Source organism: Flavobacterium sp. FlaQc-47 (assembly GCF_044006475.1).
Lineage (GTDB): Bacteria > Bacteroidota > Bacteroidia > Flavobacteriales > Flavobacteriaceae > Flavobacterium.
Genome location: NZ_JBIPCQ010000002.1, coordinates 467,966 through 492,496, shown reverse-complemented (window position 1 = coordinate 492,496; position 24,531 = coordinate 467,966). Strand labels below are relative to the sequence as shown.

Annotated in this window: 18 protein-coding genes; 1 reads left to right on the top strand and 17 read right to left on the bottom strand. The window is 31.8% G+C overall.

The annotated features are described in order from the left end of the window. Nucleotides 1-77: 77 nt before the first annotated feature. The 7 genes from ACHRVX_RS08110 to ACHRVX_RS08080 all read right to left on the bottom strand — a co-directional run bounded on the left by ACHRVX_RS08110 (nucleotide 78) and on the right by ACHRVX_RS08080 (nucleotide 7,714). A complete protein-coding gene (locus ACHRVX_RS08110) occupies nucleotides 78-1,358 on the bottom strand; it encodes a peptidoglycan DD-metalloendopeptidase family protein (RefSeq protein WP_395331058.1) in 1,281 nt (426 codons plus the stop codon). A 23-nt stretch (nucleotides 1,359-1,381) separates the two neighbouring features. Beyond that, entirely contained in the window at nucleotides 1,382-2,164 is a 783-nt protein-coding gene (locus ACHRVX_RS08105) for a DUF4292 domain-containing protein (RefSeq protein WP_395331056.1), read from the bottom strand. A gap of 14 nt (nucleotides 2,165-2,178) precedes the next feature. Continuing rightward, complete coding sequence (locus ACHRVX_RS08100; RefSeq protein ID WP_395331054.1) at nucleotides 2,179-3,531, bottom strand: tetratricopeptide repeat protein; 1,353 nt, start codon at nucleotides 3,529-3,531, stop codon at nucleotides 2,179-2,181. Nucleotides 3,532-3,742: 211 nt separating this feature from the next. After that, nucleotides 3,743-4,759 carry a sugar phosphate nucleotidyltransferase gene (locus ACHRVX_RS08095; protein ID WP_395331051.1) on the bottom strand — a complete coding sequence of 339 codons (1,017 nt, stop codon included), beginning with the start codon at nucleotides 4,757-4,759 and terminating at the stop codon, nucleotides 3,743-3,745. A 489-nt stretch (nucleotides 4,760-5,248) separates the two neighbouring features. Continuing rightward, nucleotides 5,249-5,683 (bottom strand): dUTP diphosphatase, encoded by a 435-nt coding sequence (dut, locus tag ACHRVX_RS08090; protein ID WP_213296114.1) that lies wholly within the window; start codon nucleotides 5,681-5,683, stop codon nucleotides 5,249-5,251. A 29-nt stretch (nucleotides 5,684-5,712) separates the two neighbouring features. Beyond that, on the bottom strand, nucleotides 5,713-7,173 hold the full coding sequence (locus ACHRVX_RS08085) for a lipopolysaccharide biosynthesis protein (RefSeq protein ID WP_395331048.1): 1,461 nt from the start codon (nucleotides 7,171-7,173) through the stop codon (nucleotides 5,713-5,715). 94 nt (nucleotides 7,174-7,267) lie between these two features. Continuing rightward, nucleotides 7,268-7,714, bottom strand: a complete 447-nt coding sequence (locus tag ACHRVX_RS08080) for a GNAT family N-acetyltransferase (protein ID WP_395331046.1) — start codon at nucleotides 7,712-7,714, stop codon at nucleotides 7,268-7,270. A 795-nt stretch (nucleotides 7,715-8,509) separates the two neighbouring features. Here ACHRVX_RS08080 and ACHRVX_RS08075 point away from each other — a divergent pair. Beyond that, a complete protein-coding gene (locus ACHRVX_RS08075) occupies nucleotides 8,510-15,487 on the top strand; it encodes a T9SS type B sorting domain-containing protein (protein ID WP_395331044.1) in 6,978 nt (2,325 codons plus the stop codon). A gap of 110 nt (nucleotides 15,488-15,597) precedes the next feature. On the opposite strand, the gene atpG is transcribed toward ACHRVX_RS08075, so the two are convergent. From atpG to ACHRVX_RS08025, 10 genes are all read right to left on the bottom strand, one after another. Beyond that, nucleotides 15,598-16,458, bottom strand: a complete 861-nt coding sequence (gene atpG / locus ACHRVX_RS08070) for an ATP synthase F1 subunit gamma (protein WP_395331042.1) — start codon at nucleotides 16,456-16,458, stop codon at nucleotides 15,598-15,600. 90 nt (nucleotides 16,459-16,548) lie between these two features. Continuing rightward, entirely contained in the window at nucleotides 16,549-18,126 is a 1,578-nt protein-coding gene (atpA, locus tag ACHRVX_RS08065) for a F0F1 ATP synthase subunit alpha (RefSeq protein ID WP_395331040.1), read from the bottom strand. 37 nt (nucleotides 18,127-18,163) lie between these two features. Further along, a complete protein-coding gene (gene atpH / locus ACHRVX_RS08060) occupies nucleotides 18,164-18,697 on the bottom strand; it encodes an ATP synthase F1 subunit delta (RefSeq protein WP_395331038.1) in 534 nt (177 codons plus the stop codon). A gap of 4 nt (nucleotides 18,698-18,701) precedes the next feature. Beyond that, complete coding sequence (locus ACHRVX_RS08055) at nucleotides 18,702-19,202, bottom strand: F0F1 ATP synthase subunit B (protein WP_213296126.1); 501 nt, start codon at nucleotides 19,200-19,202, stop codon at nucleotides 18,702-18,704. Nucleotides 19,203-19,292: 90 nt separating this feature from the next. Then, nucleotides 19,293-19,490 carry an ATP synthase F0 subunit C gene (gene atpE, locus ACHRVX_RS08050; RefSeq protein WP_008465835.1) on the bottom strand — a complete coding sequence of 66 codons (198 nt, stop codon included), beginning with the start codon at nucleotides 19,488-19,490 and terminating at the stop codon, nucleotides 19,293-19,295. A gap of 33 nt (nucleotides 19,491-19,523) precedes the next feature. Beyond that, entirely contained in the window at nucleotides 19,524-20,693 is a 1,170-nt protein-coding gene (gene atpB, locus ACHRVX_RS08045) for a F0F1 ATP synthase subunit A (RefSeq protein ID WP_395331035.1), read from the bottom strand. Between the two features lie 119 nt (nucleotides 20,694-20,812). Then, nucleotides 20,813-21,223: a hypothetical protein gene (locus ACHRVX_RS08040; RefSeq protein ID WP_244860252.1), complete on the bottom strand. Its 411-nt coding sequence runs from the start codon at nucleotides 21,221-21,223 to the stop codon at nucleotides 20,813-20,815. A gap of 37 nt (nucleotides 21,224-21,260) precedes the next feature. Continuing rightward, nucleotides 21,261-21,488: an AtpZ/AtpI family protein gene (locus tag ACHRVX_RS08035; RefSeq protein ID WP_213296132.1), complete on the bottom strand. Its 228-nt coding sequence runs from the start codon at nucleotides 21,486-21,488 to the stop codon at nucleotides 21,261-21,263. After that, entirely contained in the window at nucleotides 21,454-21,864 is a 411-nt protein-coding gene (locus tag ACHRVX_RS08030; protein WP_395331033.1) for a polymer-forming cytoskeletal protein, read from the bottom strand. Before ACHRVX_RS08030 ends, ACHRVX_RS08035 begins: the two co-directional genes overlap by 35 nt. A 5-nt stretch (nucleotides 21,865-21,869) precedes the next feature. Continuing rightward, complete coding sequence (locus tag ACHRVX_RS08025; RefSeq protein ID WP_395331031.1) at nucleotides 21,870-24,488, bottom strand: tetratricopeptide repeat protein; 2,619 nt, start codon at nucleotides 24,486-24,488, stop codon at nucleotides 21,870-21,872. Nucleotides 24,489-24,531 lie beyond the last annotated feature (43 nt).

Genomic DNA, 24,531 nt, shown 5'->3' with positions numbered 1-24,531 from the left:
AAACCATACAATTTCAATATGATTAATCTCAAAAAAGGGAGCTAATTAGCTCCCTTTTTATTACTCGTTTTGCAACTTTATCTGTTTTGTAACCATCCTTCCGGATTGTTATTACTTGTGTTTTGAAGAATCAAAAACTTAATAATTGTTTTTCCTGTGTCTCCGCTTGTTCTTACTTTTCCAATAACTTGTTTCACTTTTACTTTATCACCTTGGTCAACAGATACCTGACTTAGGTTTTGATATACTGTAAAGTAATCTCCGTGTTGAATAAAAACAGCTCTGTTTACCGGTGACAACGCGATAACTTTTGATACTACACCTTCAAATACAGCACGCGCACTTGCTCCTTGTTCAGTAGTAATCTCTACTCCGGAATTGTGAACAGTCAGCGTTGGATATAGAGGATGCGGCTGATCTCCGTAACCAAGAGATATAAATCCTTTTTCAACTGGCCAAGGCAGTTTTCCTCTGTTTGCTTTAAAGTCAGCAGCTAAAATTTTACCTTCCGGTGTTAATGTAATTCTATCAGATGAATAACTTTTGGGTGCTGCAGCCTCTGCTTTATCTGCTTCGCTGGCTTTACCTTCTGCTATTCTTTTACGTCTTTCTTCTTCAGCTCTTTGATTCGCTAATCTAATTTGTTCACGGATAAGATCCTTAATTTTAGAATCGATTCTTCTGGATTCCTGCTGTTTGGATTTTGTATCTGCAATAATTTTATTTTTATCTTTCTTAAGAGAATTAACAATCTTTTGCTGTTCTTGCTTTTCAACTTCTAAGCTTTGTTTTTCTTTTTGATTTTCAGCGATGATTTTTTTCTTAACGGTTCTCTGTCCATCTAATCTTGCATTATAATCTACTAATTCTGCTGTTTTGGATTGAATTTCTAAACCTTGATTTTTTCTGAAATTGGTATACTGTTTTAAATATTGTGCTCTTTTGTAGGCTTGTAAAAAGCTTTCTGAGGATAAAATAAACATGGCTCTGCTTTGCTCTGATCTACTTTTGTATGATTTTAAAATCATTTTTGCATAATCTGCTTTCAGTATTGCCAGTTCTTTTTTTAGTTTATTAACCTTCACCTGGTTAATATACATGTCATTGCTTAAAAGTTTTTCTTGTTTTGCCGTAGTATTAATCAGTTTCTCTTTCAGTTTAATTTTATTCGCCTGAATTAAAAATACGTTTACTGCTGATTTTTCTTTCTTCTTTACAGACTGCAACATTTTTTCGTTATCTCTAATTTCCTGCTGAATCTGAGCTTTTCGCTGTTCAAGTTTTTCTTGTTGCGAATCTTGCGCCCACATAAATGTAGTGGCACATATAAAAATTAGGCTTAGGAGAAATTTTGGCATGTTTATATTTTCTTTTTGCAAATTTAGTTAATTATAACTTTTTTATAACCACTTGGCACACTATAAGGGAAAGAAAGTTCTTCATTAAATGAAATAGTGTTGTAATTCAAATTAATATTGGTTTTCCCTTTTGGCTGAGTTGCATTTATTTCAATACTTGTTGGCAATATTCCCTGATTAAAAACCTTGGTGTCAGCATATAAAATTTCTAACATTCTGTTTTCAGATGGTTGTGAAATCTCTTCTTTTTGCAACAAATATTTATCAGTATCTAAATAGAAGGATTTTTTCAGCTTTGCATCTTTTGCATCTTCTAAACGAAAAAGATTCTCTACAATTGTTTGTGTATATTTTCCTTTTCTTAAATCATCCAGCGCTTCTCCAACCAATAAATTCTGAACCTTGCTGTAATCTAATTCCGTTCCCAGCCATTTACTTAAACTTGTAAAATCACCCTCGTAATAGGTACTGTTTATTTTTTCGTAATAACTTACTGTTGTTGGTGTTATCAATGCTTTTGCCATTGTGATTCCTAAGAAACGAACACTTACTAAAATTTGTTTGTCTTTCTTGATCTTAATTTCTGCAGTAACATTCTGACTTTGTTTTTCGTCAACATATTTTGCTGCAGCTTTTATGTACAAAGTCGAAAAATCTAATTTATTATCGTAATGTTTCTCTATTGCTTTTTTATCTTCTTTTGCTGCAACTTCAGTATTTCCTGTATTATTTTGTACTGCAACAGCTTTTGATTTACAAGAAACCATAAAAACCGTTACTACAATTAATGCTATATATTTTTTCATCTGCATTTAGTCTTTTATTTTTTTTTCTTTAATAATTCATTAGCCTTCAAAAAGTATTCCTCTTTTTTCTTTGCGTCTCCTAAACCATTGTAAGATTCTCCTAATTGTATATTAAAATTTGCTTCGAGCGTTTTATCATCGACTACATAATCGAGTCCCATTTCTAAAACGGTTTTTGCATTTTTAAATTGTTTTAACTGATTGTTTCCTAATCCTGCGTAGTAATAAAATTGAGGCTGACTAGGATAAACTTCGATCATATTCATGGCTTTTTTTGTCATTGGTTCAAATTGTTTTGCTTGTGTGTAAGCTTCAAGCAATAACAAATTTGTTTCGCGATCTGTCTCTGAATTTGCTTTTAAATCTTTCTCATAATATTTGATCGCATTCTCAAACTGACCTTTACTGTGATAAAATTTACCAATTTCTTTTGCAACATCTACATCTTTATCATTATCAAAATAGGCGATTGCTTTTTCTAAATCAGGAGCATACTGTGGATTTTTATTCACATAAATCAAGAACTCATTTAAGGTTCGGTGTTTTATTTTTGAATCAATCTTTGAACTGGACAAAATCACATTCATCGATTTAATTGCTTTATCAGCTTGATTAGCATCTAAATACACCTTGAACATACTTACTTGTGCCCATTCAGAATTTGGAATTTCTTTCGCCAATTGTTTCGCAACATCTAACGCTTTATCAGTTTCTTCTGCTTTTGAATATAAAAAAATCAGATTTACATAATTCGATTCTTCTTTTGGATGCTGTTTTATCTGATCTATCAGTTTTGATATTTCTACATTTTGATATTTCCCCTGAGATAAAATCTGCAATTTGTAACGATCACGATCTTCTGATTTTCCAAATTTATCGTTCATTTCATTAATCGCCAATAGTGCTTTGTCAAATTGATTGGTGATCATGTACAACGAAATTAAATCATCTTTGTACTCTTCGTCAAAAACAATTATTTTCTGAATTGTTTCAATTGCCAAAGGATAATTTTTAGTTTGAAAACTTACATCATAAATCCCTAACCAATACCATTTATTTTTGGGATTTAACTGCGTTGCTTTTTCAAAAGAATCCTGTGCACTTTGATATTGTCTTAAAGAAAGATAATTTTTTCCTAATTCAAAATAAGCAACAGCATCATTAGGTTTTAGCTTTATGCATTTTTCTAATGATACAATGGCTTTATCATAATTCTCGATTCCTTTTTGTTTTAATGACTCATAAAAAGAGTCCTGATATTCATCTGTAGCCATAGCAATATCTTCCGGTTCTGTTTGAGCCATTACGGAAATTGGATTGCTAAGCAAAACGAAAAATAAAATGACTATAACTCCTTTTTGTATCATCTCTAAAATTTAATCTTTAAACAAAAACGAATCTTTTTTAAACCTACCAAATACTATAAATTAATTTTCAACACGAATTTCACGAATTTGCACAAATTTTAATGGCTTAATTTAGTTTGTGAAATTAATTTCACAAACTAAATTAGTGTCAATTAGTGAAATTCGTGTTGATTTTGTAATTGTATCAAATGGTACCTCTTTAAACTTATATTTATTCTAAAACCGAATAATCTCCAATACTAATACTGGTAAATTTACCATCATAAACAACATGATTTCCTATCATTGCATTGTCTAAGTTAGCATTTTTTATTTGAGAATAGGTTTGTACTAAACTATTTTTGATGGTACTGTCAATAACGTGGCATCCTTTCCCGATAGATACATTTGGTCCAACTGTTGTATTTTTCAACACTACATTTTCTCCAATATAACATGGAGGAATAATCGTTGAGTTATCTAATTGCACATCATAATCTACTAAATGTTCTCCGTCATTGTGCAAAAATCCTAACATTCTGGAATTTGTTTCCACGGTAACATCCTTGTTTCCGCAATCCATCCATTCGTCAACGCTTCCGGTTTTGAAAACTTTACCGTTTGCCATCATCGCTTTGATTCCGTCATTGATTTGATATTCTCCACCATTTTGAATATTATTATCCAGAACTCCCTGAAGTTCTTTTTTCAAATCTCCAACTTCTTTGAAATAGTAAATTCCGATAACGGCTAAATCGCTTACGAATTCTTTTGGTTTTTCAACCAATTCTATAATTTCATTATTGGTGTTTAATTTTACAACTCCAAAAGCTTCCGGCTGTTCTACTTGTTTTACCCAAATTACAGCATCTGCAGCCGGGTCTAATTCAAAATCTGCTCTGATTAAAGTATCTGCGTAAGCAATTACTGCCGGACCTGATAAAGATTCTTTGGCACACATAATGGCGTGACCTGTTCCTAAAGGTAAATCCTGACGGTAGATTGAAGCTTTTGCTCCTAAACTACCTGCCAATTCTTCCAGGCTTGTAACTAAATCATCTCCAAAAAATGCTTCGTCTCCTAAAATAAAAGCAACTTCTTCGATTGGTTGTTTTAATATTTTAGCAATATCTTCGACTAAACGGTGTACGATAGATTTTCCTGCAACTGGAATTAATGGTTTAGGAACTGTTAGTGTATGTGGTCTAAGTCTTGATCCCCGACCTGCCATTGGAACGATTATTTTCATTTTGTCTTTTTTATTTTTATGGGAAGATTTATAAAAATCCTCTTAGTTTGGTTCTAATTTTTACTTAAAAGTTCAGAAACTGAAAACTGCGATTGAAAACTGTTTACTGCAACTGCAGCTGAAAACTATTTTACCGCAAAGTTCGCAAAGATTACAAGTTTTTACATTTCATTTTTAAGGTCAAAAAGTTTAGAAACTGAAAACCGCGACAGAAAACTATCTACTGCGACTGCCACTGAAAACTATTTTACCGCAAAGTTCGCAAAGGTTTTTCGCAAAGATTACAAGTTTTTACATTTCATTTTTAAGTTCGCAAAGTTCAGAAACTCAAAACTGTGACCGAAAACTGTCTACCGCGACTGCCACTGAAAACTATTTTACCGCAAAGTTCGCAAAGGTTTTTCGCAAAGATTACAAGTTTTTACATTTCATTTTTAAGTTCGCAAAGTTCAGAAACTCAAAACTGTGACCGAAAACTGCGACTTAAAACTACTTCACTCCAGTACTTCCAAACCCGCCTTCGCCTCTTGATGTTTCCGAAAGCTCTGCAACTTCCATCCACTCTGCTCTTTCGTGTTTGGCAATAATTAATTGTGCAATTCGTTCACCGTTTTCGATTACGAATTCTTCATTTGATAAATTTACTAAAATTACGCCTATTTCTCCTCTATAATCGGCATCAACCGTTCCCGGAGAATTTAAAACCGTAACTCCTCTTTTTGCTGCTAAACCGCTTCTTGGTCGAACTTGTGCTTCGTAACCAATTGGTAATTCTATAAAAAGTCCCGTTTTTACAATGGTTCTTTCTAATGGTTTTAACGTAATAGATTCAGTTAAATTGGCACGTAAATCCATTCCTGCCGAAGCAATTGTTTCGTAGTTGGGTAAAGCGTGCTGTGATTTGTTGATAATTTGTATTTTCATTTTTTATTTAAAAAGATTAAAAAGTATAACTACTTTCTATTCATAATTCCTTTGATTGTTTCTTTTTCGTTGTGGTACACAAAATACATGAAGGCTAATAATAACGGAATTCCAACGAAATAATTTTCTCTAAATCCGTAAAAGGAAATAGCCGAAAATGCGATTGAAATTCCTAAATAAGCACCAATTTTGTTCATATCATAAGGTATTGGATAGTATTTATTTCCTAAAACATATGATATTAACATCATACTTCCGTAAGCAGAAATAGTAGCAATGGCTGAACCGTAGTAACTGTATTTTGGAATTAAAAAATAGTTTAAAACCAAAGTAACTATAGCTCCAACAATTGAAATATATGCTCCAATTTTTGTTTTGTCCGTTAGTTTATACCAAACTGATAAGTTGTTGTAAATTCCTAAAAAGAAGTTCGCCAAAATAATTAGCGGCACTACTTTCATCGCTTCCCAATAGGCTTTATTGTCAAGCAGAAGATATTTTAAAACATCGGCAAAAACAATTACTCCTAATAATATTAAGGAACCCAGAATAACGAAATATTTTGTGATTACTGCATAAGTTTGTGGTGCGTTTGCATTTTTTGCATGACTAAAAAAGAAAGGTTCTATACCTAATCTAAAAGCTGTCGCAAATAAAACCATGAACAATCCTAACTTATAACAAGCAGAATATGCTCCAACTTCTGACTTTGCAAGATTTTCAGGTAAAAGATATCCTAATAGAATTTTATCAAAATGTTCGTTTACTGCAAATGCAAGTCCGGCTACCAAAATTGGCAAACCATATTTCATCATTTTTTTCCAGAGTACAGGATCGAATTTTTTTCCAAGGGAAAGATAATTTGGCGAAAGCACTATAAAAGTGGCTAAACTTGCCAATAGATTTGCGATGAAAATATAAGCGATTTGAAAATTCTCTACATATAAATTATCCCAAACTGAGTTAGGATTTGAAGCAGCAAGCTTTGGCAGATATATTAGGAAGAATATGTTGAGTAATAAATTAATTACCACATTCCCAATTTTAATTGCGGCGTAAACCATTGGTCTTTGATTGGCTCTTAATTTAGAAAATGGTATTAAAACCAAAGCATCTAAAACTAAAATCCAAACGGTGTAGGTTATATATTGTACATCAACATCTGCAAGATTTGCAAGTGTGTTTCTAAAAATCAAAGCCACAAATAGGAAAACAATCGACGACCAGAATATTGATATTGTCGAAGTTGCAATTACGTTTTTCTTGTCTTCTTCGGCACTGTAAAATCTAAAAAATGCTGTTTCCATTCCGTATGAAAGAACGACATTAAAGAAAACCATCCAGGACAAAACGATCGAAACCTCGCCATATTCTGCTGTTGGTAAAATACCAGTATATAATCTTACCAATAAAAAACTTAGCATTCTCGGCAAAACCGTTGCTAATCCGTAAATAGCAGTTTGTTTGAACAGATTTTTATATAATCCCAAAATATATATGTAATAAAGTTTATGGAACAAAAATAACCAATTCTTTGGTTTATTGTTGATTTTGCTGGTTCAATAAAAAAACTTGGCTTTAATTTTAGTGTGTTAATTTGTTTTCATCTAAAATTTTAACAAAATGAAAGCCTTTTGGTTCGTAACCTTGATTATAATAGAATCTATGCGCCGCAAAATTTCCTGTAAAGGCATCTAAAACTATACTGCTGCAATCTAGATCTATTGCTTTTTGTTCGATATAATCCGTTAGTAATTTTCCTATTCCTTTTGAGCGATAGTTTGGGTTTACTACAAAATTATCTATTTCCAGATATTTACCTGTCCATAATTTAGTAGCAGACCAGCAACCTGTAATTCCTAAACAAACATCTTCATCAAAAACTCCTATTTGAATGTAGTTATGCGGAACCATTTGAGAAAGATATGCTTGGTATTTTTCAACTGATAAATTAGGATAGAGAAATCGCATAGTTTCTATATGAATCAGCATTGCTTCTATAGTTGTAAGCTCTTTTATTTGTAGTTTCATTGTAATAAAAATAGATTTCAAAAATACTCAATTTATTTGATTGCCTCATTATATAATTCATTTTCAAGGCTACATGTGAAATCTATAATAAACATTAAAAATTGTATAAATTTTAAGAAGTACTTCTGTACTAACTTTGTATCAAAGGGAATGAGTAAAGCTAAAATACAACCCTTACAAAAAAAGCAAAGCATTGGGACTAATAAAGCTAGTTTGTTCCCACGAAAGACAAAGCACATAGGGATTGATTCTGCTGAAATGTAACCCTCAAAAAAACAGAGCCCTGGGACTAATAAAGCTTGTTTGTTCCCATAAAAGACAAAGCATATAGGGATTGATTCTGCTGAAATGTAACCCTCAAAAAAACAGAGCATTGGGACTAATAAAGCTAGTTTGTTCCCATAAAAGACAAAGCGATGCAGGGTGATAAATCTGCGAAATAATTTTATAAAATGGTACTGATTCTCAGTTTTATGGATAATTGGGAATCACCATTTTATAAGTTCAACTTCAAAAAAACTAAACTATTATATTAAGAAAAAGAGCCGACATGTGGGGATGTCGGCTCTTTTTTTGTTTTGACTCTAATATTTATAATTGAATTAGTCTTATTCTACAACTTATAAAACTTATAGTGGCTGTCACAATATCAAATCTTATTTAACTTTCTTGTTTATATATTCCACAAAATATTTTGCTAAAATGTTTCAAGACTTTGATGCAGGTAGATTATTTGAGGTAAATCATTGCTTAAATCTTTAAAGAGCATAAATGAGTTAATTAAATTACAGCATTATGAAATTAATAAATATCAAATTACTAATTTTTACATTCCTACTATTTCCTTTAAAAAAAGTTTTTTCACAAAATGTCATTAATCCTTATGTGATTATAAATGATCACAAAAAAAACTCAGGTTTCATAAATGTTGATTGTGATTATGATTTTTTGTCAAATAAAGGAATTCAGTTAACAGCTCAATTTCCGGATATACGCGAGACTAACAGTTATACGGTTTCCTCTATTGATTATGCTCCCGAAGGAAATTTTGATGAAGGAGAAATGGTTGAAATAAAGGGTTTTCTAAAACCAAATGGCACTTTCAAAAAGGATGATGTTTATAGTGCAGCAATAGATTTACCTTTTTCTTTTTGTTTTTATGGTAATTTATATTCTCAAATCATAATAAGTGATAATGGCATTGTAAGTTTTGATACAACTTTGGCAGAATTAGAATCTGCACTTGCTCCCGCTGCACCTCTTCCTAATGGTCTTCCCAAGAACTCTATTTTTGGAGTTTTTCATGATATGAATAACTTAGACAGGGTAACATACATAGTAAAAGGAAGTTACCCAAATAGAAAAGTTATTATTAATTATAACAATATTACTCAATTTTCATATTTAGACACTAAAAACTCTACTTCGCAAATCGTATTATATGAAACCTCTAACACGATTGATGTATATGTAAAAGACCGATTCATTAATGAAAGTACCGATTCTGTTTTTGATGGAAACGGCGTATTTCGCAAAAATGCAGTCATTGGTATTACTAATTATGATTCAAGCGCAGGAATTGCTGCTCCTGGTAGAGACAGTGGCAATTGGGAAGCGCATAATGAAGCATGGAGGTTCTCTCCAAATGGAAATACTAATATTACAATTCAATGGTTTAATGAAAATAACATCGAAATTTCCGGAACTCGAAATTTAAAAGAAATATTGGTATATCCCACTCAAAACACGAAATATAAAGTACTCGTAAACTATAATTTATGTGTTCCTGTTTCAGTTACGAATGATATAGAGGTGAAATTTTCATTGGATTTCCCCACGGCAAAGGAAAAAACTACTGTGGCATTTTGTGTCAGTAATGGCGAAAATTATATTGTTGATTTAACTTCATATGAAACTGAAATAAACCCGGATTCATCTCTTTCTTTCTCTTATTTTGAAGACCAAAATCTCACCATTCCGATATCTACTCCAAAACAATCTTATGCTTTTTTAAATAACAAAACAGTATTTGTCAAGATCTTAAAAAGTGGCGTTTGCTATAATGTAACAAAGATAAATTTGAGATCAAATAAAAAACCTGTGATTACTCCCAATCAAATTTTTGAAAAATGTGACGAAAATAATGATGCAAAAGAGACTTTGAATTTAAGCACTCTAGGAATTACAGGCTTAAACAATACCCGATATAAGTATTTTGAATCTTTAGAAACAGCAACTGCGGGAAGCCCAGAAATAAGCAATTTTAATAATTATTCGCTGGATGTGACTGCTGAATCTGATAATACAAAAACGTTATTTTTAAGAGTGTGGAATGCTGCCTTTAACGATCCGGATTGTTATAGTATAGTTCCTTTTAAAATAAAATTAAAACAATTTATAAAAGTTAAAAAGCCTGAAAAGCCTTTTCTAATTTGCTATGTTGTCGAGGGACAAACAATAAAAAATTACGATTTAACTCAATATAATACACAACTTCTTGATTTTCCTGTTACAGGTGTAAATTTAGAATATTATACTAATTCAAGTTACTCCGCCTCTTATAAAGTTCCTGATCCTGCATCTGCAAAGTTTAACATGAATAGTACTTTTTATGTAAAAGCTACAGCTTTAGGATATTGTGATGCATTTACCGAAATAACTGTGTCGGCAGATGATAATTGCGATGGTATTGCTGGTGGAAGTGGCGGTGGTGGCGGTGCGATTGGTCCCGGAGGTTCTGGCGGCGGCGGCGGTTCAATTTGCGATACTATAGAAACTTCCATTACAATAAATCTGGATAGCGATTATCTTAAATTCTATTTATATGGAGGTCTCACTTTATCAGATATTACTATTATTGGTTTCTATGATTCCACTAATAATTCCTTATTGACTGATAACGCACCTTATAACTATACTTTTTCACCTCCCTTTTTTAAAGTAATTCAGGCTCGATATAAAATAAATGCAACAGGTTTGGAATCCTACGTTAATTTTCCGGTAAGTGCTTCAAAAAAAGCTACAATAAATCCAGATATTTTTGATATCTGTGATATTTATAATGATGGAACTGAAATCATAAATTTAAAAACAAATAACAGTCCTAAACCAAAATGGCAAGCAACTTTTGAAAAAGAATATCCTAATGCAATTATTCATTTTTTTACCAATACAGAAGATTTGAATAATTATGAAACGGATCCTGAAAGTGCTGTTCATACTAGTAAAATTGTCAGCAGTATCAACTTAACAAAGCCCTTAACTACTGTTTATGTTTATGTAAAATATTATGGATGCATTTATACACATGAAATAAATTTTAATTTACTTGAGCTTCAGCAAGAATTAATCAACCCGGCTTATGTAGTTTGTGATTTCGATAATGATAAAAAAGAATTTGTAAACTTAATAGAAATAACCAATAACGAAACAGATGTGAAAAATGAGTTGACAGCTTTGCAATTATCCAGATTACAAACACCAATTAGATATTACAAAACATTGATTCAAGCTCATGAAGGCACAAATAATTATATTGATAATCTAACTAATTTTGAGATTAATACTTTGCAAATGTCAGTATTTGCAAGATTAAATATTGAAAATGAATGTTCCGTTCTCGTTCAAGTTAAATTTCAGTTTACCAGTGCTGTTGCTTTGCCGCTGCTTAAAAATTTAATAGTATGCGATACCAATAATGATAATCAGGAATTTATCAATCTAAATGATGCCATTATAAGTAATAATCAAAATGCTGAAATTACTTTTTACGGAACTCTTGCTGCTGCTGAATCTGGAAATGAAACCTCGCCATTCTTTATCTCAGCCACATTGGCATTAAATTATTTGGTAACGGTTTCTCCCACTACTATTTATTTACGTGTATATGATAAAGTTACTACTTGTTGGAAAATATTAAGCTTTAATATTACACTGGTTAAAACTCCTGTTCTTAATAATACTATTATAAACAGTTGCGATTTTGGAAATGATGGCAAGGAAATTCTAAATACAAGTTATATACAAGCACAGCTTATTAGTAATAATTCAGGTCTTTCCTCCATTATGAACTATAAATTTTATGCAACTCAGGCTGAAGCAATTGCTGCTGCAAAAACTTCTCTTACCACTTTTGAAGCAACTGTAACTAATTCGGTTTGGGCTAATATTAAGCAAAATGTCGGTGATTGTCCGATAATAATTGAATTGAAATTTAATCTCGTAAAGCCTCCCCTATTAGAAACAAAAGAACTTGTCTACACTATTTGCAATAATAATACAGGAAATGAAAACGGTGCAATCAGTGAAAATGTAATTTTAGATGAATATAGAAATGATATTTTGGGATTTCCTGTAAATGCGAATTATGCATTTACCTATTATGACAGCAGTGAACAGGATGCAATTGGAGGAAATTACAAGACCTCTTCAGCATATACCATAACTTCTTTTCCTAAAACTATTTGGGCCAGGGTAACTTATATTCCTACGGGATGTGTTTCTATCAAATCTATTATTTTTAAACAAACATCTTCTTTAGAAAATATATTTAAAGATTCTGAAATTATAATTTGTTCAAGTGGAGAAATGTCAAAGGAAGTTGATCTAAAAAATTATCCGTCACAAATGATAACAGCAGCAGCGAGCTTAAATGATTTTTATATAAGTTATCACACTTCCCGTGCTAACTCAGTAAATAATATTATTATAACCTCTGATATTACACAATACAATGTAACGCAGGAAAGTGATATCTGGATAAAGTTTATATCAAAAATAACAGGGTGCTATATCATTAAAAAACTAAGTGTAATTATGTACAGCACGCCTAAAGCACAAGGTGTTTTATCTGAAATTTGTGATGAGTCAGATGGAAAATTAGATGGGATTTATACCATTCCTGATTTACATATTTACAAAAATAAAATCATTACCGGAGAACCCCATCTTGATCATTTATATATTTTTAAGTATTATAAAAATCTGAGTGATGCAGCTGCCGGAAATGGAAATACCATTAGTAACTTAAATTATACATTTACAGAAGAAGATATAAATCCCGAAATTTATCCTAAGCCCAATTCCCATATTATTTATACGAGAATTGACAAACAAGATAATACAGGATGTTTTTCTGTGGTAAAGATTACCTTTCAGATTAATAAAAAAGTTTTTGTAAACCCTGTTCAGCCAAAGATTTTTAAATGTGATGAATCAGGTAGTAATGGGAAAACAAAATTTGATTTGTCCTCTGTAAAAAATAAGATTTCTACAATAACCGGAGTTAAGTTTAATTATTATCCAACCAAAGAAGACGCGCAAAAAAACACCCATAAAATAATAAATTTTGACAATTGGCAGAACCTTAATCCTTATGACCATACTGTATATGTTAGAGTTAACGCCTCAGGTTATTGCGATAATATTGCATCAATCCAACTAAAAATATACCCGTATATTAAGGCTAATGATTATGCTAATTTAAATATTTGTGAATTTGAATTAGATGGAAAAACAAAAACCACAGTAAATTTATCGCATGAAGTCCTTAATATGACTTCACAAATCAATACTATAAATGCATTCCCTGATTTACTGAGTAATTTAGACATTCGATTTTACAACAATTTATCTGATGCTCAAAATTCAAATCTTACTAATTCGATTCCAATATCAGCTTTATCAACTTACATGATCCCAGTTGGAATCACAGAAATCTGGGTCAGATTTCAAAGTAAAACCAGCGATTGTTTCGAAATTAAAAAATTGACCTTAAAGAAACTAAAAGCTCCAGAAATTAAAATAGAAGTAACCCCTTTTAGATGTTCTGTTGACAATGATTTACTTGATGCAGTTGTAACCCTTACTCCAGTTAAAAAAAATGAATTATATAGTTATAGTTTTGATAATGGAACTACTTTTTCGGATATAAACTTTATTAATGTACATTATGAACAAACAATAAACTACTTTGTCAAAGATGAAAACGGTTGTAATGTTACAGGTACCGTATTGGTCCCCGGCTATAATCCTCCAACAGATTTAGAAATCTTAATAACACCAATCTATTGCAATACAAATGGCGGCGTCGCAACAGTTACTGTAAATAATATAATTGGGGCAATTGCGGGTTCTTCCTATACCTATGAAATTATATATCCTAGTGGAATTGTTACCGCAAATTCTACAGGTGTTTTTTCAGGATTATTACCACAAACTTATCAAATTAAAGTAACAGATGATATTTCGAAATGTTATATAACCAAGTCTATTAAAGTTTTAAAAGCACCACAAATTAGTGTGAAAGCAACATCACAAATTGATATCATGTGTAATGGCGAAAATACAGGATCTATAGTCTTTATGGTGAGTAACTTTATATCTTCAACTAATTATACCTATAAGTTGATACCTAATGTTTCGGGATTAGTATCTTCTCAAACTGGTAACCTAATATCTTATACAGAATTATCAGCTGGAAAATATACTTTCATCATAACTGATAACATATCAGGATGTACCGATCAGATTGATTTTATAATTAAGGAACCTGTGCCTCTTAAATTTAATGGCAAAGTAACTAATATTACTTGTAATGGAGCTAATAACGGTAAGATCAAAATTACAGCCACAGGAGGAACTGGTACTATTAAGTATGCTATATCTCCAGACTTAACACAGTTTACTAATAAATTTGAGTTTGATAATTTGTCCCCTGGTACTTATCAAATTTTAGTTCAGGATGAATCAGGTTGTTCAGGAAACGGACTGTCAATTTTACAAGTAAAGCAACCAGATATTTTACAAGCAAAAGTTATTAATCCAGTACTACAGGAAATTTGTGAAGGAGATAAAAATGGTGTTTTTAGTATTTTAATTTCTGGAGGAACTCTACCATATAGTGTGAGTCTTGATAATATTGATGGTCCTTATAAAGCAGTTTCAGATGGTGAATATAATTTTACACAACTTACCGGTGGCAAAAAATATAAGGTATTTATTAAAGATGCAAATTGTATAACGGACATTGAAGTGAACATGGAAGAAGGTGTGATATTTAAACCTAAAACTGAAATTATTTATGATTGCATAAATAATAATACAACAAATTCTGTAATTATTTCAATTCAGGAAAGCAACATAAATATAGATGATATCGATTATGCATTAGATGACAGTACTAAATACGAACGCAATACTATATTTACAAATATTCCTTCCGGCGAGCATACAATCAAAGCCAGACATACAAATGGGTGCGTACAAATGACATTGCCTTTCACTGTAGAAGATATTCAACCTTTAACGGTTATACTAAATAATAGTGAATTAAATGAAATTGTGGCAAAAGTAACCGGCGGCCAGGCACCATACAAATACTCATTTAATGAAGAATCCTCTAGCACAACTAATAAATTAATTTTTTATAAATCTCAGATTTATACTGTTACGGTAACAGATAAAAATGGATGCATAGCTACAATATCAAAATATTTCGAGTATATCGATATTTGTATCCCCAATCACTTTACACCAAATGGTGATGGTATCAATGATGAATGGGGACCTGAGTGTTCAGTAAACTTCAAAAATTTAACCTACAGTATTTTTGATAGATACGGTCGCATAATAGCTAATTATAATTTTGGACAAAAATGGGACGGAAAATATAATGGCAATGAATTGCCATCTGGTGATTACTGGTATTTATTAAAACTCAATGATGCAAAAGATAGTAGAGAGTTCACGGGACATTTTACTCTTTACAGGTAATTTATAAGATACTTAAAAATAAAAGAGATGGATCTTAAAATAAAAATAAATTATATAAAAAAAGAGCCGACAATTACTTGTCGGCTCTTTTTTTGTATGTGTTGAATAAATTATCCATTCAAAGCTTCTGCTCCACCAACAATCTCAAGGATTTCGTTAGTAATAGATGCCTGACGTGCTTTATTGTAAGTCAATTTCAATTGGTTTCTTAATTCAGTTGCGTTGTCAGTTGCTTTGTGCATAGCTGTCATACGCGCTCCGTGTTCTGAAGCAAATGAATCACGAATACCTTTATACAATTGTGTTTTTAATGATTTAGGAATCAAAGTCAATACAATTTCTTCTTTTGAAGGCTCGAAAATATAATCTCCAGTTGAAACCGGTACATCAGATTTAATTGGAGCTAACGGTAAAAATTGTTCTGTTTGAACAATTTGAGTTGCAGCATTTTTAAACTGATTGTAGATCAATTCGATTCTGTCATATTCTCCTGATAAAAACTTTTCAGTTAAATTATCAGCAATTCCTGCAACATTTTCAAAAGTTAAATGATCAAAAATTGCATTATGATGACCGTGTACTTTATGTGTTTTAGTTAAAACATCATTTCCTTTTTTACCAATAGCAAAAACGTCAACTTGTTTTCCTGCATAAAATACAGTACGATTTTTAATCTCTTTAATTACATTGGTATTAAATGCTCCACATAAACCTCTGTTTGAAGTTATAGCAACAAGCAATACTTTTTTTACTTCACGCTGCGTTGTGTAATCTCCTCCTACTTCACCATCAAGTGTAGCAGAAAGGTTTTGCAACAACTCTGTTAATTTCTCGGCATAAGGGCGCATTGCAGTGATTGCATCTTGTGCTTTCTTAAGCTTTGCAGCAGAAACCATTTTCATTGCCGATGTAATTTGCATCGTCGATGAAACGGAAGTAATTCTATTACGGATTTCCTTTAAATTTGCCATCTATTGATTAGAAAATGTGACAATTTGAAAATTAGATAATTAGAATGATGTTGAGACATTTTCTAATTATCTAATTTACTAATTATCTAATTAGTTATATTTTGCTGAAATTTCTTTTGCTGCTTTTTCAATAACATCAGTAATGTTGTCATCTAATTTACCAGCTTTCAAAGCATTAAGCGTATCTTTATGTTTACTGTTTAAGTAAGCTAAGAAATCAGCTTCAAACTCTTTTACTTTATTTACAGGAACGTTTCTTAATAAGTTTTTAGAACCAGCGTAAATAATAGCAACTTGATTTTCTACAGTATAAGGATCATTCAAACCTTGTTTTAAGATCTCAACGTTTCTTCTACCTTTTTCAATTACGTTTAAAGTAACTGAATCCAAGTCCGAACCAAATTTAGCGAAAGCTTCTAATTCACGGAATTGAGCCTGGTCTAATTTTAAAGTTCCTGAAACTTTTTTCATTGATTTAATCTGAGCATTACCTCCAACACGAGAAACTGAGATACCTACGTTGATCGCAGGACGAACTCCAGAGTTGAACAAATCTCCATCAAGGAAAATCTGACCATCTGTAATCGAAATTACGTTTGTTGGGATATATGCAGAAACGTCACCAGCCTGAGTTTCGATAATTGGCAATGCAGTTAATGAACCACCACCTTTTACAATAGACTTGATAGAATCTGGTAAATCATTCATGTTTTTAGCAATTCCATCATCTGCAATTACTTTACAAGCACGCTCTAATAAACGAGAGTGTAAGTAGAAAACGTCTCCAGGGTAAGCTTCACGTCCCGGTGGTCTTCTTAATAAAAGAGAAACCTCACGATAAGCAACAGCTTGTTTAGATAAATCATCATACACAATAAGTGCAGGACGACCTGAATCTCTAAAATATTCTCCAATTGCAGCACCTGCGAAAGGAGCATAAACTTGCATTGGAGCCGGATCAGAAGCATTAGCTGCAACAATAACTGTATAAGCCATTGCACCTTTTTCTTCTAACATTTTAGCAATTCCTGCTACAGTTGATGCTTTTTGCCCAATTGCAACATATATACAGAATACAGGTTTTCCTGCATCGTAAAATTCTTTTTGATTTAAGATTGTATCGATACAAACAGTTGATTTACCTGTTTGACGGTCACCAATTACAAGCTCACGCTGTCCACGACCAACCGGGATCATAGCATCTACTGCTTTAATACCTGTTTGTAATGGCTCAGTTACTGGCTGACGGAAGATAACACCAGGTGCTTTTCTTTCTAAAGGCATTTCGTATAAATCTCCACCAATTGGTCCTTTTCCATCAATTGGAAAACCAAGAGTGTTAACAACACGTCCTACCATTTGCTCACCTACTTTAAGAGATGCAATACGCTGTGTTCTTTTTGCTGTTGAACCTTCTTTGATTCCTGTTGATGGTCCTAAAAGTACCACACCAACATTGTCTTCTTCAAGATTCAATACAATAGCTTCAAGTCCGTTGTCAAATTCAACTAACTCACCGTATTGTACATTCGATAGCCCGTAAATACGAGCAATACCATCTCCAACCTGAAGTACTGTTCCTACTTCTTCTAGCGTAGCACCAGATTCAAAACCTTCTACTTGCTTTCTTAATATTGCTGAAATTTCAGCAGGTTTGATTTCCGCCATCTTAATTTATAATTTAGACACTTTATGTGTAATAAAACTAATTACTTAACTCTCTTTTTAATACCTGCAATCTGTTTGCAACAGATGCATTGTATTGTTGATCACCTATTCTTAAAATAAATCCTCCAATAATTGATGGATCTACGATATTTTCTATTGTTATTTTTTTATCTGATAATGTAGCAACTTTAGCTAAAACTTTAGCTTCAAGATCTGCATCCATAGGAATTGCTGTTGTAACTTTTGCTACTTCAACTCCATTGCTTTCATCAAATAATTTTTTGTATTCCAGAGCAATTGCTTCCAGAATTTCGAATCTTTTGTTTTCAAATAGTAAATGAAACAAACCTTTGGTTACTCCATTTACATTTGCAAAAACTTCTAAAAGAGCACTTTCCTTAACTTCAACTTTTGTAGTTGGGTTTTGAATAAAGGTACTCAATTCTGCATTGGTGTCAATTACTGTAGCAATCGACTTCATATCGTCATTCACAGCTTCAGCAACTCCTTTAGAATTTGCTAAGTCCAGAATTGCTTTTGCATAACGAATTGCTGCTCTTGTACTTGCCATAATATTAGTTTAACTTTACGTCACCTAACATTTTCTCCACTAATTTAGTTTGAGATTCTTTGTTAGATAATTCTTCTTTCAACAATTTTTCAGCAATGCTTAATGATAAAGTTGAAACTTGTAATTTCAATTCAGCCATAGCAGCATTTTTTTCACTTTCGATAGCCGCTTTAGCCTGCTCAATCATTTTTTGACCTTGCTCCTGCGCTTCGTTTTTAGAATCAGCAATCATTTTCTCTCTCATTTCACGAGCTTCTTTAAGCATCGCGTCACGTTCTGCACGAGCTTCATTCAAAATTCTTTGATTGTCAGCTTGTAAATTTTCCATTTCTCTCTTTGCATTTTCAGCAGAAAGTAATGCATTTTTAATACCTTCTTCTCTTGCGGTAATAGATTCCATAATTGGTTTCCATGCAAATTTTACTAAAAGTAAAATTAAAACCAACAAGATTAAAGCTTGCCAAAAGAATAAACCGAATGAAAAATCGTTAATTAACTTATCCATTTTATAACTATATTAAAATATTTAATTTCTTTTTTTAAAAGTAACAACACCTTTAACCAACCGTTAAAGATGTTGTTATTTCTTTCTTTATTATTTTCCTAAGATTAAAGCAGCAAATGCTAAACCTTCTAATAAAGCCGCGATAATAATCATCGCAGTTTGAATTTTACCTGCAGCTTCTGGCTGACGAGCAATAGCGTCCATAGCAGATCCACCGATTTTACCTAAACCTAAACCTGCTCCGATTACTACTAATCCAGCACCTACTAAAGTTGGAATTGTTCCCATAACTATTTATATATATAAAATTAAACTTCTAAATTAGATAATTACATTTTCATCAGCGTGGTGATGATCATGCTCCTGAACAGCCATACCAATAAACAATGATGATAACATTGTGAAAATGAACGCCTGTAAAAATGCAACTAAAACTTCGATAACCGAAATAAATAATGTTAATCCCATAGAGATTGGCAAATCTGCAGCTAAATTTTTACCTACAAAGATCATTGCGATCAAACTCATAATTACTACGTGACCAGCAGTAATGTTTGCATACAAACGAATTAATAATGCAAATGGTTTTGTTAATGTTCCTAAGATTTCAATGGGAGCTAAAATAATTTTCATTGGTACAGGAACTCCCGGCATCCAGAAAATGTGTCCCCAATATTCTTTGTTCGCACTAAACTGAGTAATGATAAAAGTAAATGCAGCCAGACAAACTGTGATGGCAATATTTCCTGTAACGTTAATTCCTAGTGGAGTCATACCTAATAAGTTTAACAACCACACAAAGAAAAATACGGTTAATAAGTAACCCATATATTTTCTGTATTTTTTTTCACCAATATTAGGAATAGCGATTTCATCTCTGATGAAAATAATAAGCGGTTCTAATACTCTTCCAAATCCCGTTGGGATTGGTCCTTTTTTATATGATTTTGCTAATCCGGTAAACATTAAAAATAATAGTACTGAAACAAAAAGCATTGATACAACATTTTTTGTAATAGAAAAATCTAATGGCTTAACATTTTCAGGATGTCCGTGCTCATTAAAAGTAATGGTACCGGCAGCATCTGTTTTGTAAATTTTACCGTGAACTAATTTGTAGAAATTTCCATCAACTGCGGCAACTTCTTCACCGTGGTGTAATTTTGCAGACGAGAAAATTTTCAAACCTCCGTCAATAAGAATAACGGGTAGTGGAAAACCATAATGTTTGTTTTCCTTTTCATCTGAAAAGAAAACAAAATCGTGGGAATCCTGTAAGTGATGATCAATAAAAGCATCCACTTTTGCTTTTGGATCAAGAGCCTGATGCTCTTCTTCCAAAGGTGCGTTATGCGAAATTACTTTCTCTTCATGAGCGGTCTCGATCTGTACGTGCGTTGAGTCATTCTCTGAATTTGCAAAACTCATTACTGGAGAACAAGCTACTAAAGCTGCAAGAATAAATTTGAGCGGTTTGTTGGAAATCACCATATCTGTTAAAAATCTTATTTTTTTACGTTTCTAAAATTTGGTGCAAAGGTACATTTTTTATTAATATTCAAAAGGATATGAAAAATTATTTTTGAACCTTGTTTTACAGAATCGCTATTTTAATGCTTTTCATTTAATAATCGGACAGTTAAAAGCGTCTCAAATAACAAAAATAAAATAAATGTTACAAAAAAATTGATTTTTTCAACCATGACCTCTGCGTTATGGTTTTCTAAAATCGGTCTCAAAATTAAATATCCTATTAACATTTGAGTAAAGGTTCCAAATAAAAAAGCCATCCCGATGATCTCAAAATTCTTCTTTTTTACTATTAATAATATAAGGTATAGCAAAGCGGAGATTCCGAAAAAAATCAAATACAAAAATTCTATACTATAATAAAAGTTTTGAGTATTTACCCCAAAAACTAAAAATGCTGCTTTGTGCAAAATAAAAGCTGCCAAAGCAAATAAGAATAAATGTAAGATGGATTTGTAATTTTTTAAAAGCATTGAAATATTTTTCTGCAAAGATGCAACATTTATTTAAAGTGCTTTAAAACATAAATTACTTTGTTTTATTGATGTCGTTAACCTGACGGATAACATTATATAATGCAAGGCCAACGCCTAACATTACAAAAATAGTATTATAATATACTTTTGGACTTGGATGATTTTCATCTAACCATGTGCCAAAATACGAAAACACAAAAATAATAATTCCCATTTGCACGGGAATATTAATAAGCGGTAACCATTTATTCCTTCTGTTTTTGTTCGGCTCCTTTTCCATCTTTTAAAGTTACTTCTTTATTATTTGTCAGCATCGTACATGTTGCTGTAAAATCAGCTCCCGGTTCAATAGAAAGTTTACCTACAGCTACTTCGCCATGAATTTTTGCAGATGCTTTTATATTAAGGATTTCTAAAACTTTTATTTTTCCCTGAAACAAACCTTCAATATCTGCATTATTACAAATAATTTCGCCTTTTACAACGCCTGATGCTCCTATAACTAATTTTCCCTGCGAAGTGAAGTTTCCTATCAATTCACCATCTAATCTAAAATCAGCTTTCGAAACAATATCACCTATAATAGATGTTCCTTCAACGATTCTGTTTGTTTTTCCTAAAAGTTCTGTTCCGTTTTTTTTGACTTTATCAAACATGATTGTTATGGGTTTTTAGGAGCTAAATAAGCTTCAAGATTTTTTTTAATTTGTATTACTTTATAATTTTCATTCGACATAATAATTGCCGGATGCGAGATTGTATATTTTTTATCTTCTCTTAAAACTCCTGAAACATCTCTTGCGTATGCCTCTGATTTTATACCATGAATAACTATAAAACTTTCTGTTTTATTATACTTATCAAAAGAAGTTGTTAGTCTTTCAAAATTTTCAACTAACAAAAATACCCTGATTGCTTCTTCAATTTTTTTAAGCGTTTTAGTATCATTATTAGGAATCAAATATAAAATTTTCCAGCTTTTAGTATCTACTGATGTAAAGTCAAGTTTTTCTAAACCCGGAATTTGTTTCTCTAAAATTTCGCGGGCATTTTTTCCTTCTTCACTATTTGGATAATCATCCGCCACTGTTTCCAACCCTTTTTTATAAGCTGCAAGACCGTATACTTTTCCTAATGCATTCGCTTTTAGCAATTCATATTTAGAAACAATTTCATCACCGGCATATTGATTGATCAGATTATCGATATTATCTAAGACGGTATCAAACTGTTCTTCCTGAAATAATTTATACCATTTTTGATATTCTTTATCAGGCGAAGCTAAATCATCTGGGTTGGTATTATTTAAAATTTGTGCATATCTGGAATTTGGATATTTTGTAGTGATATCAAACTTAACAGATTCTGCTTTGGCAGGATTTGTAATTTGATATATTTTATACAAATTATACATTGTAGGCAAAATCAATTTCTCCTCAGGATTATTTCGCAACAGTTGCTCTAATTTTCCACTAGCTAAATTATATTCCTTAAATTTCTCTTTGTAGATAAGCCCTAATTGGTAATAAGCAAAATTACGTTCTACTCCAATACTATCAATTGCCAACTGGGTTTTTGGAAGTTGTTTTTCGTAAAAATCAGTAGTATATTTTTCAACCACAACCGAGTCTTTTAATGCATTCGCCAAATCCTGATCGTTGTTTATCGTATCATTCATTGCGGCATTATTAGCAGATTTAATGGATGCTAATCTCCAGTTTCCGCCCACGGTTCTATTACCCCATAATTTTTTGAATTGCAATTTTCCGTAAGCAACTGTTGTTGGATTATAAAAATAAAAAGTACTTGTGCTCGCTGTTTCATTTCCTGATGGAGGATTAAATGCTCCTATTCCCGGATCGCTTTTTCCCACCGAATTAGGATTTATAGCCGTTGGTCCGTTATTAGAATTTGTATTACGCTCTATAATTGCTAATCTTTCCTTTTCTTTCTCTTCTAAAATTCGTTTTACTTCGTCTTTCTTTTTAAGCTCTGCAATATAATTTTCAAAGTATAATTTTCTGTCAGGCGCAGGTAAACCGTACACTTTAATTATACTGTCATTACGTTTTGCAATTGCTTCGTATTTAATTACGTTGTCTAAATTTTTTCTGTTTTTTTGGATAAACGCAAACTCTCTCGTTTTAGGATCTAATTTTACCAATGTACTGTCATAATATTTTGCAGCCATAGAATAATCTGTATCTTTAAAATACATGTTTCCAATATTTCTATAAGCAGAGGCAACTAAATAGGGATCTTTAGATTTTCTGCCTAACGATTTATTATAAAACATCAGTGCACTATCCTGTACTTTATAGTTATCGTAAAAAACACCCATTTCATAAAAGAGAACATCATAATAAGGTCGGTTTTCGCGATCTGCCACTAACTTGTTATAGGCTTTTAAAAACAATTGTTTATTTCCGTTTTCATAGTCAAACATTTGTGCTTTTTTAGCATATGCATGCATCATGTATTTTCTATCTGCTTTTCGATTCATATCAATTACTCCGTCATAAAAATAACTTGCGCTATCTTTTTGTCCGGCTTCCTGATACATCTGACCTAAAATAAAACGATATCTTGCTTTGTCCTCATTTATTCTACTAAATTGTTCTGCAATTCTAAGTTTTGCAACAGCGCTGTCTTTTTGTTCTAAATTTAAAAACGCTTCTGCCAGTAATGCATTTGCATCAGAAAAAGTCTGTTTATTTAAATCTGTCTTTTTTAATAAAAGCTTGATGTTTTTTAAAGCAATAGCATCATTTCCTAAACGCATGTTTGTTTTTTCGCGCCAGATTTTTGCTGTATAAATATTACTACTGTTTGGATATTTATATAAAATATAATTGAATGCTTCGAGAGCCGGAATAAAACGCTGATCGTAATATCTGGCTTTTCCCAACATTAAATAAGCTTCATCAATTTGTGAATTTCGTTCTCTTCCTCCAATATTCATGGAGTGTTTTTGGATGGCTTTTGTAGCTTTAGTTTCTGCCTTTTCAAAATCCGGATTTTTTGCTTTGTCAACCTCTGAAAAACTTTCATCGATTTGCATTTTTTCTATTGGCAGCGTTTCCCAGAAATTATCCTGATTATTTGCCTGAATAGATTTTAATCCTTTATCAAGACCAATTCCTCCATTGTACAAAATGTTATATTTTGTACTTAGAGCATGCGAATTTCTAGCCAAAAAAGTGTTTTTCTTGGTAGAGCATGCTATCAAAAGAAACAAAAAGACAAGAAAAAGACTATATTTAAGTGTATTGTTTTTCAATAGAAAGAGTTTAAATCAATTAACTTCTAAATTAGATTTTTAG

What these genes read in the sequence shown, in the direction of transcription:
- ACHRVX_RS08105 (WP_395331056.1), bottom strand. Translation starts at nt 2,164, where the DNA reads ATGAAAAAATATATAGCATTAATTGTAGTAACGGTTTTTATGGTTTCT.
- atpE (WP_008465835.1), bottom strand. Translation starts at nt 19,490, where the DNA reads ATGGGAACAATTCCAACTTTAGTAGGTGCTGGATTAGTAGTAATCGGA.
- ACHRVX_RS08110 (WP_395331058.1), bottom strand. Translation starts at nt 1,358, where the DNA reads ATGCCAAAATTTCTCCTAAGCCTAATTTTTATATGTGCCACTACATTT.
- dut (WP_213296114.1), bottom strand. Translation starts at nt 5,683, where the DNA reads ATGAAAATACAAATTATCAACAAATCACAGCACGCTTTACCCAACTAC.
- ACHRVX_RS08035 (WP_213296132.1), bottom strand. Translation starts at nt 21,488, where the DNA reads ATGGAAAAGGAGCCGAACAAAAACAGAAGGAATAAATGGTTACCGCTT.
- atpG (WP_395331042.1), bottom strand. Translation starts at nt 16,458, where the DNA reads ATGGCAAATTTAAAGGAAATCCGTAATAGAATTACTTCCGTTTCATCG.
- ACHRVX_RS08080 (WP_395331046.1), bottom strand. Translation starts at nt 7,714, where the DNA reads ATGAAACTACAAATAAAAGAGCTTACAACTATAGAAGCAATGCTGATT.
- ACHRVX_RS08100 (WP_395331054.1), bottom strand. Translation starts at nt 3,531, where the DNA reads ATGATACAAAAAGGAGTTATAGTCATTTTATTTTTCGTTTTGCTTAGC.
- atpA (WP_395331040.1), bottom strand. Translation starts at nt 18,126, where the DNA reads ATGGCGGAAATCAAACCTGCTGAAATTTCAGCAATATTAAGAAAGCAA.
- ACHRVX_RS08030 (WP_395331033.1), bottom strand. Translation starts at nt 21,864, where the DNA reads ATGTTTGATAAAGTCAAAAAAAACGGAACAGAACTTTTAGGAAAAACA.
- ACHRVX_RS08055 (WP_213296126.1), bottom strand. Translation starts at nt 19,202, where the DNA reads ATGGATAAGTTAATTAACGATTTTTCATTCGGTTTATTCTTTTGGCAA.
- ACHRVX_RS08095 (WP_395331051.1), bottom strand. Translation starts at nt 4,759, where the DNA reads ATGAAAATAATCGTTCCAATGGCAGGTCGGGGATCAAGACTTAGACCA.
- ACHRVX_RS08075 (WP_395331044.1), top strand. Translation starts at nt 8,510, where the DNA reads ATGAAATTAATAAATATCAAATTACTAATTTTTACATTCCTACTATTT.
- atpH (WP_395331038.1), bottom strand. Translation starts at nt 18,697, where the DNA reads ATGGCAAGTACAAGAGCAGCAATTCGTTATGCAAAAGCAATTCTGGAC.
- atpB (WP_395331035.1), bottom strand. Translation starts at nt 20,693, where the DNA reads ATGGTGATTTCCAACAAACCGCTCAAATTTATTCTTGCAGCTTTAGTA.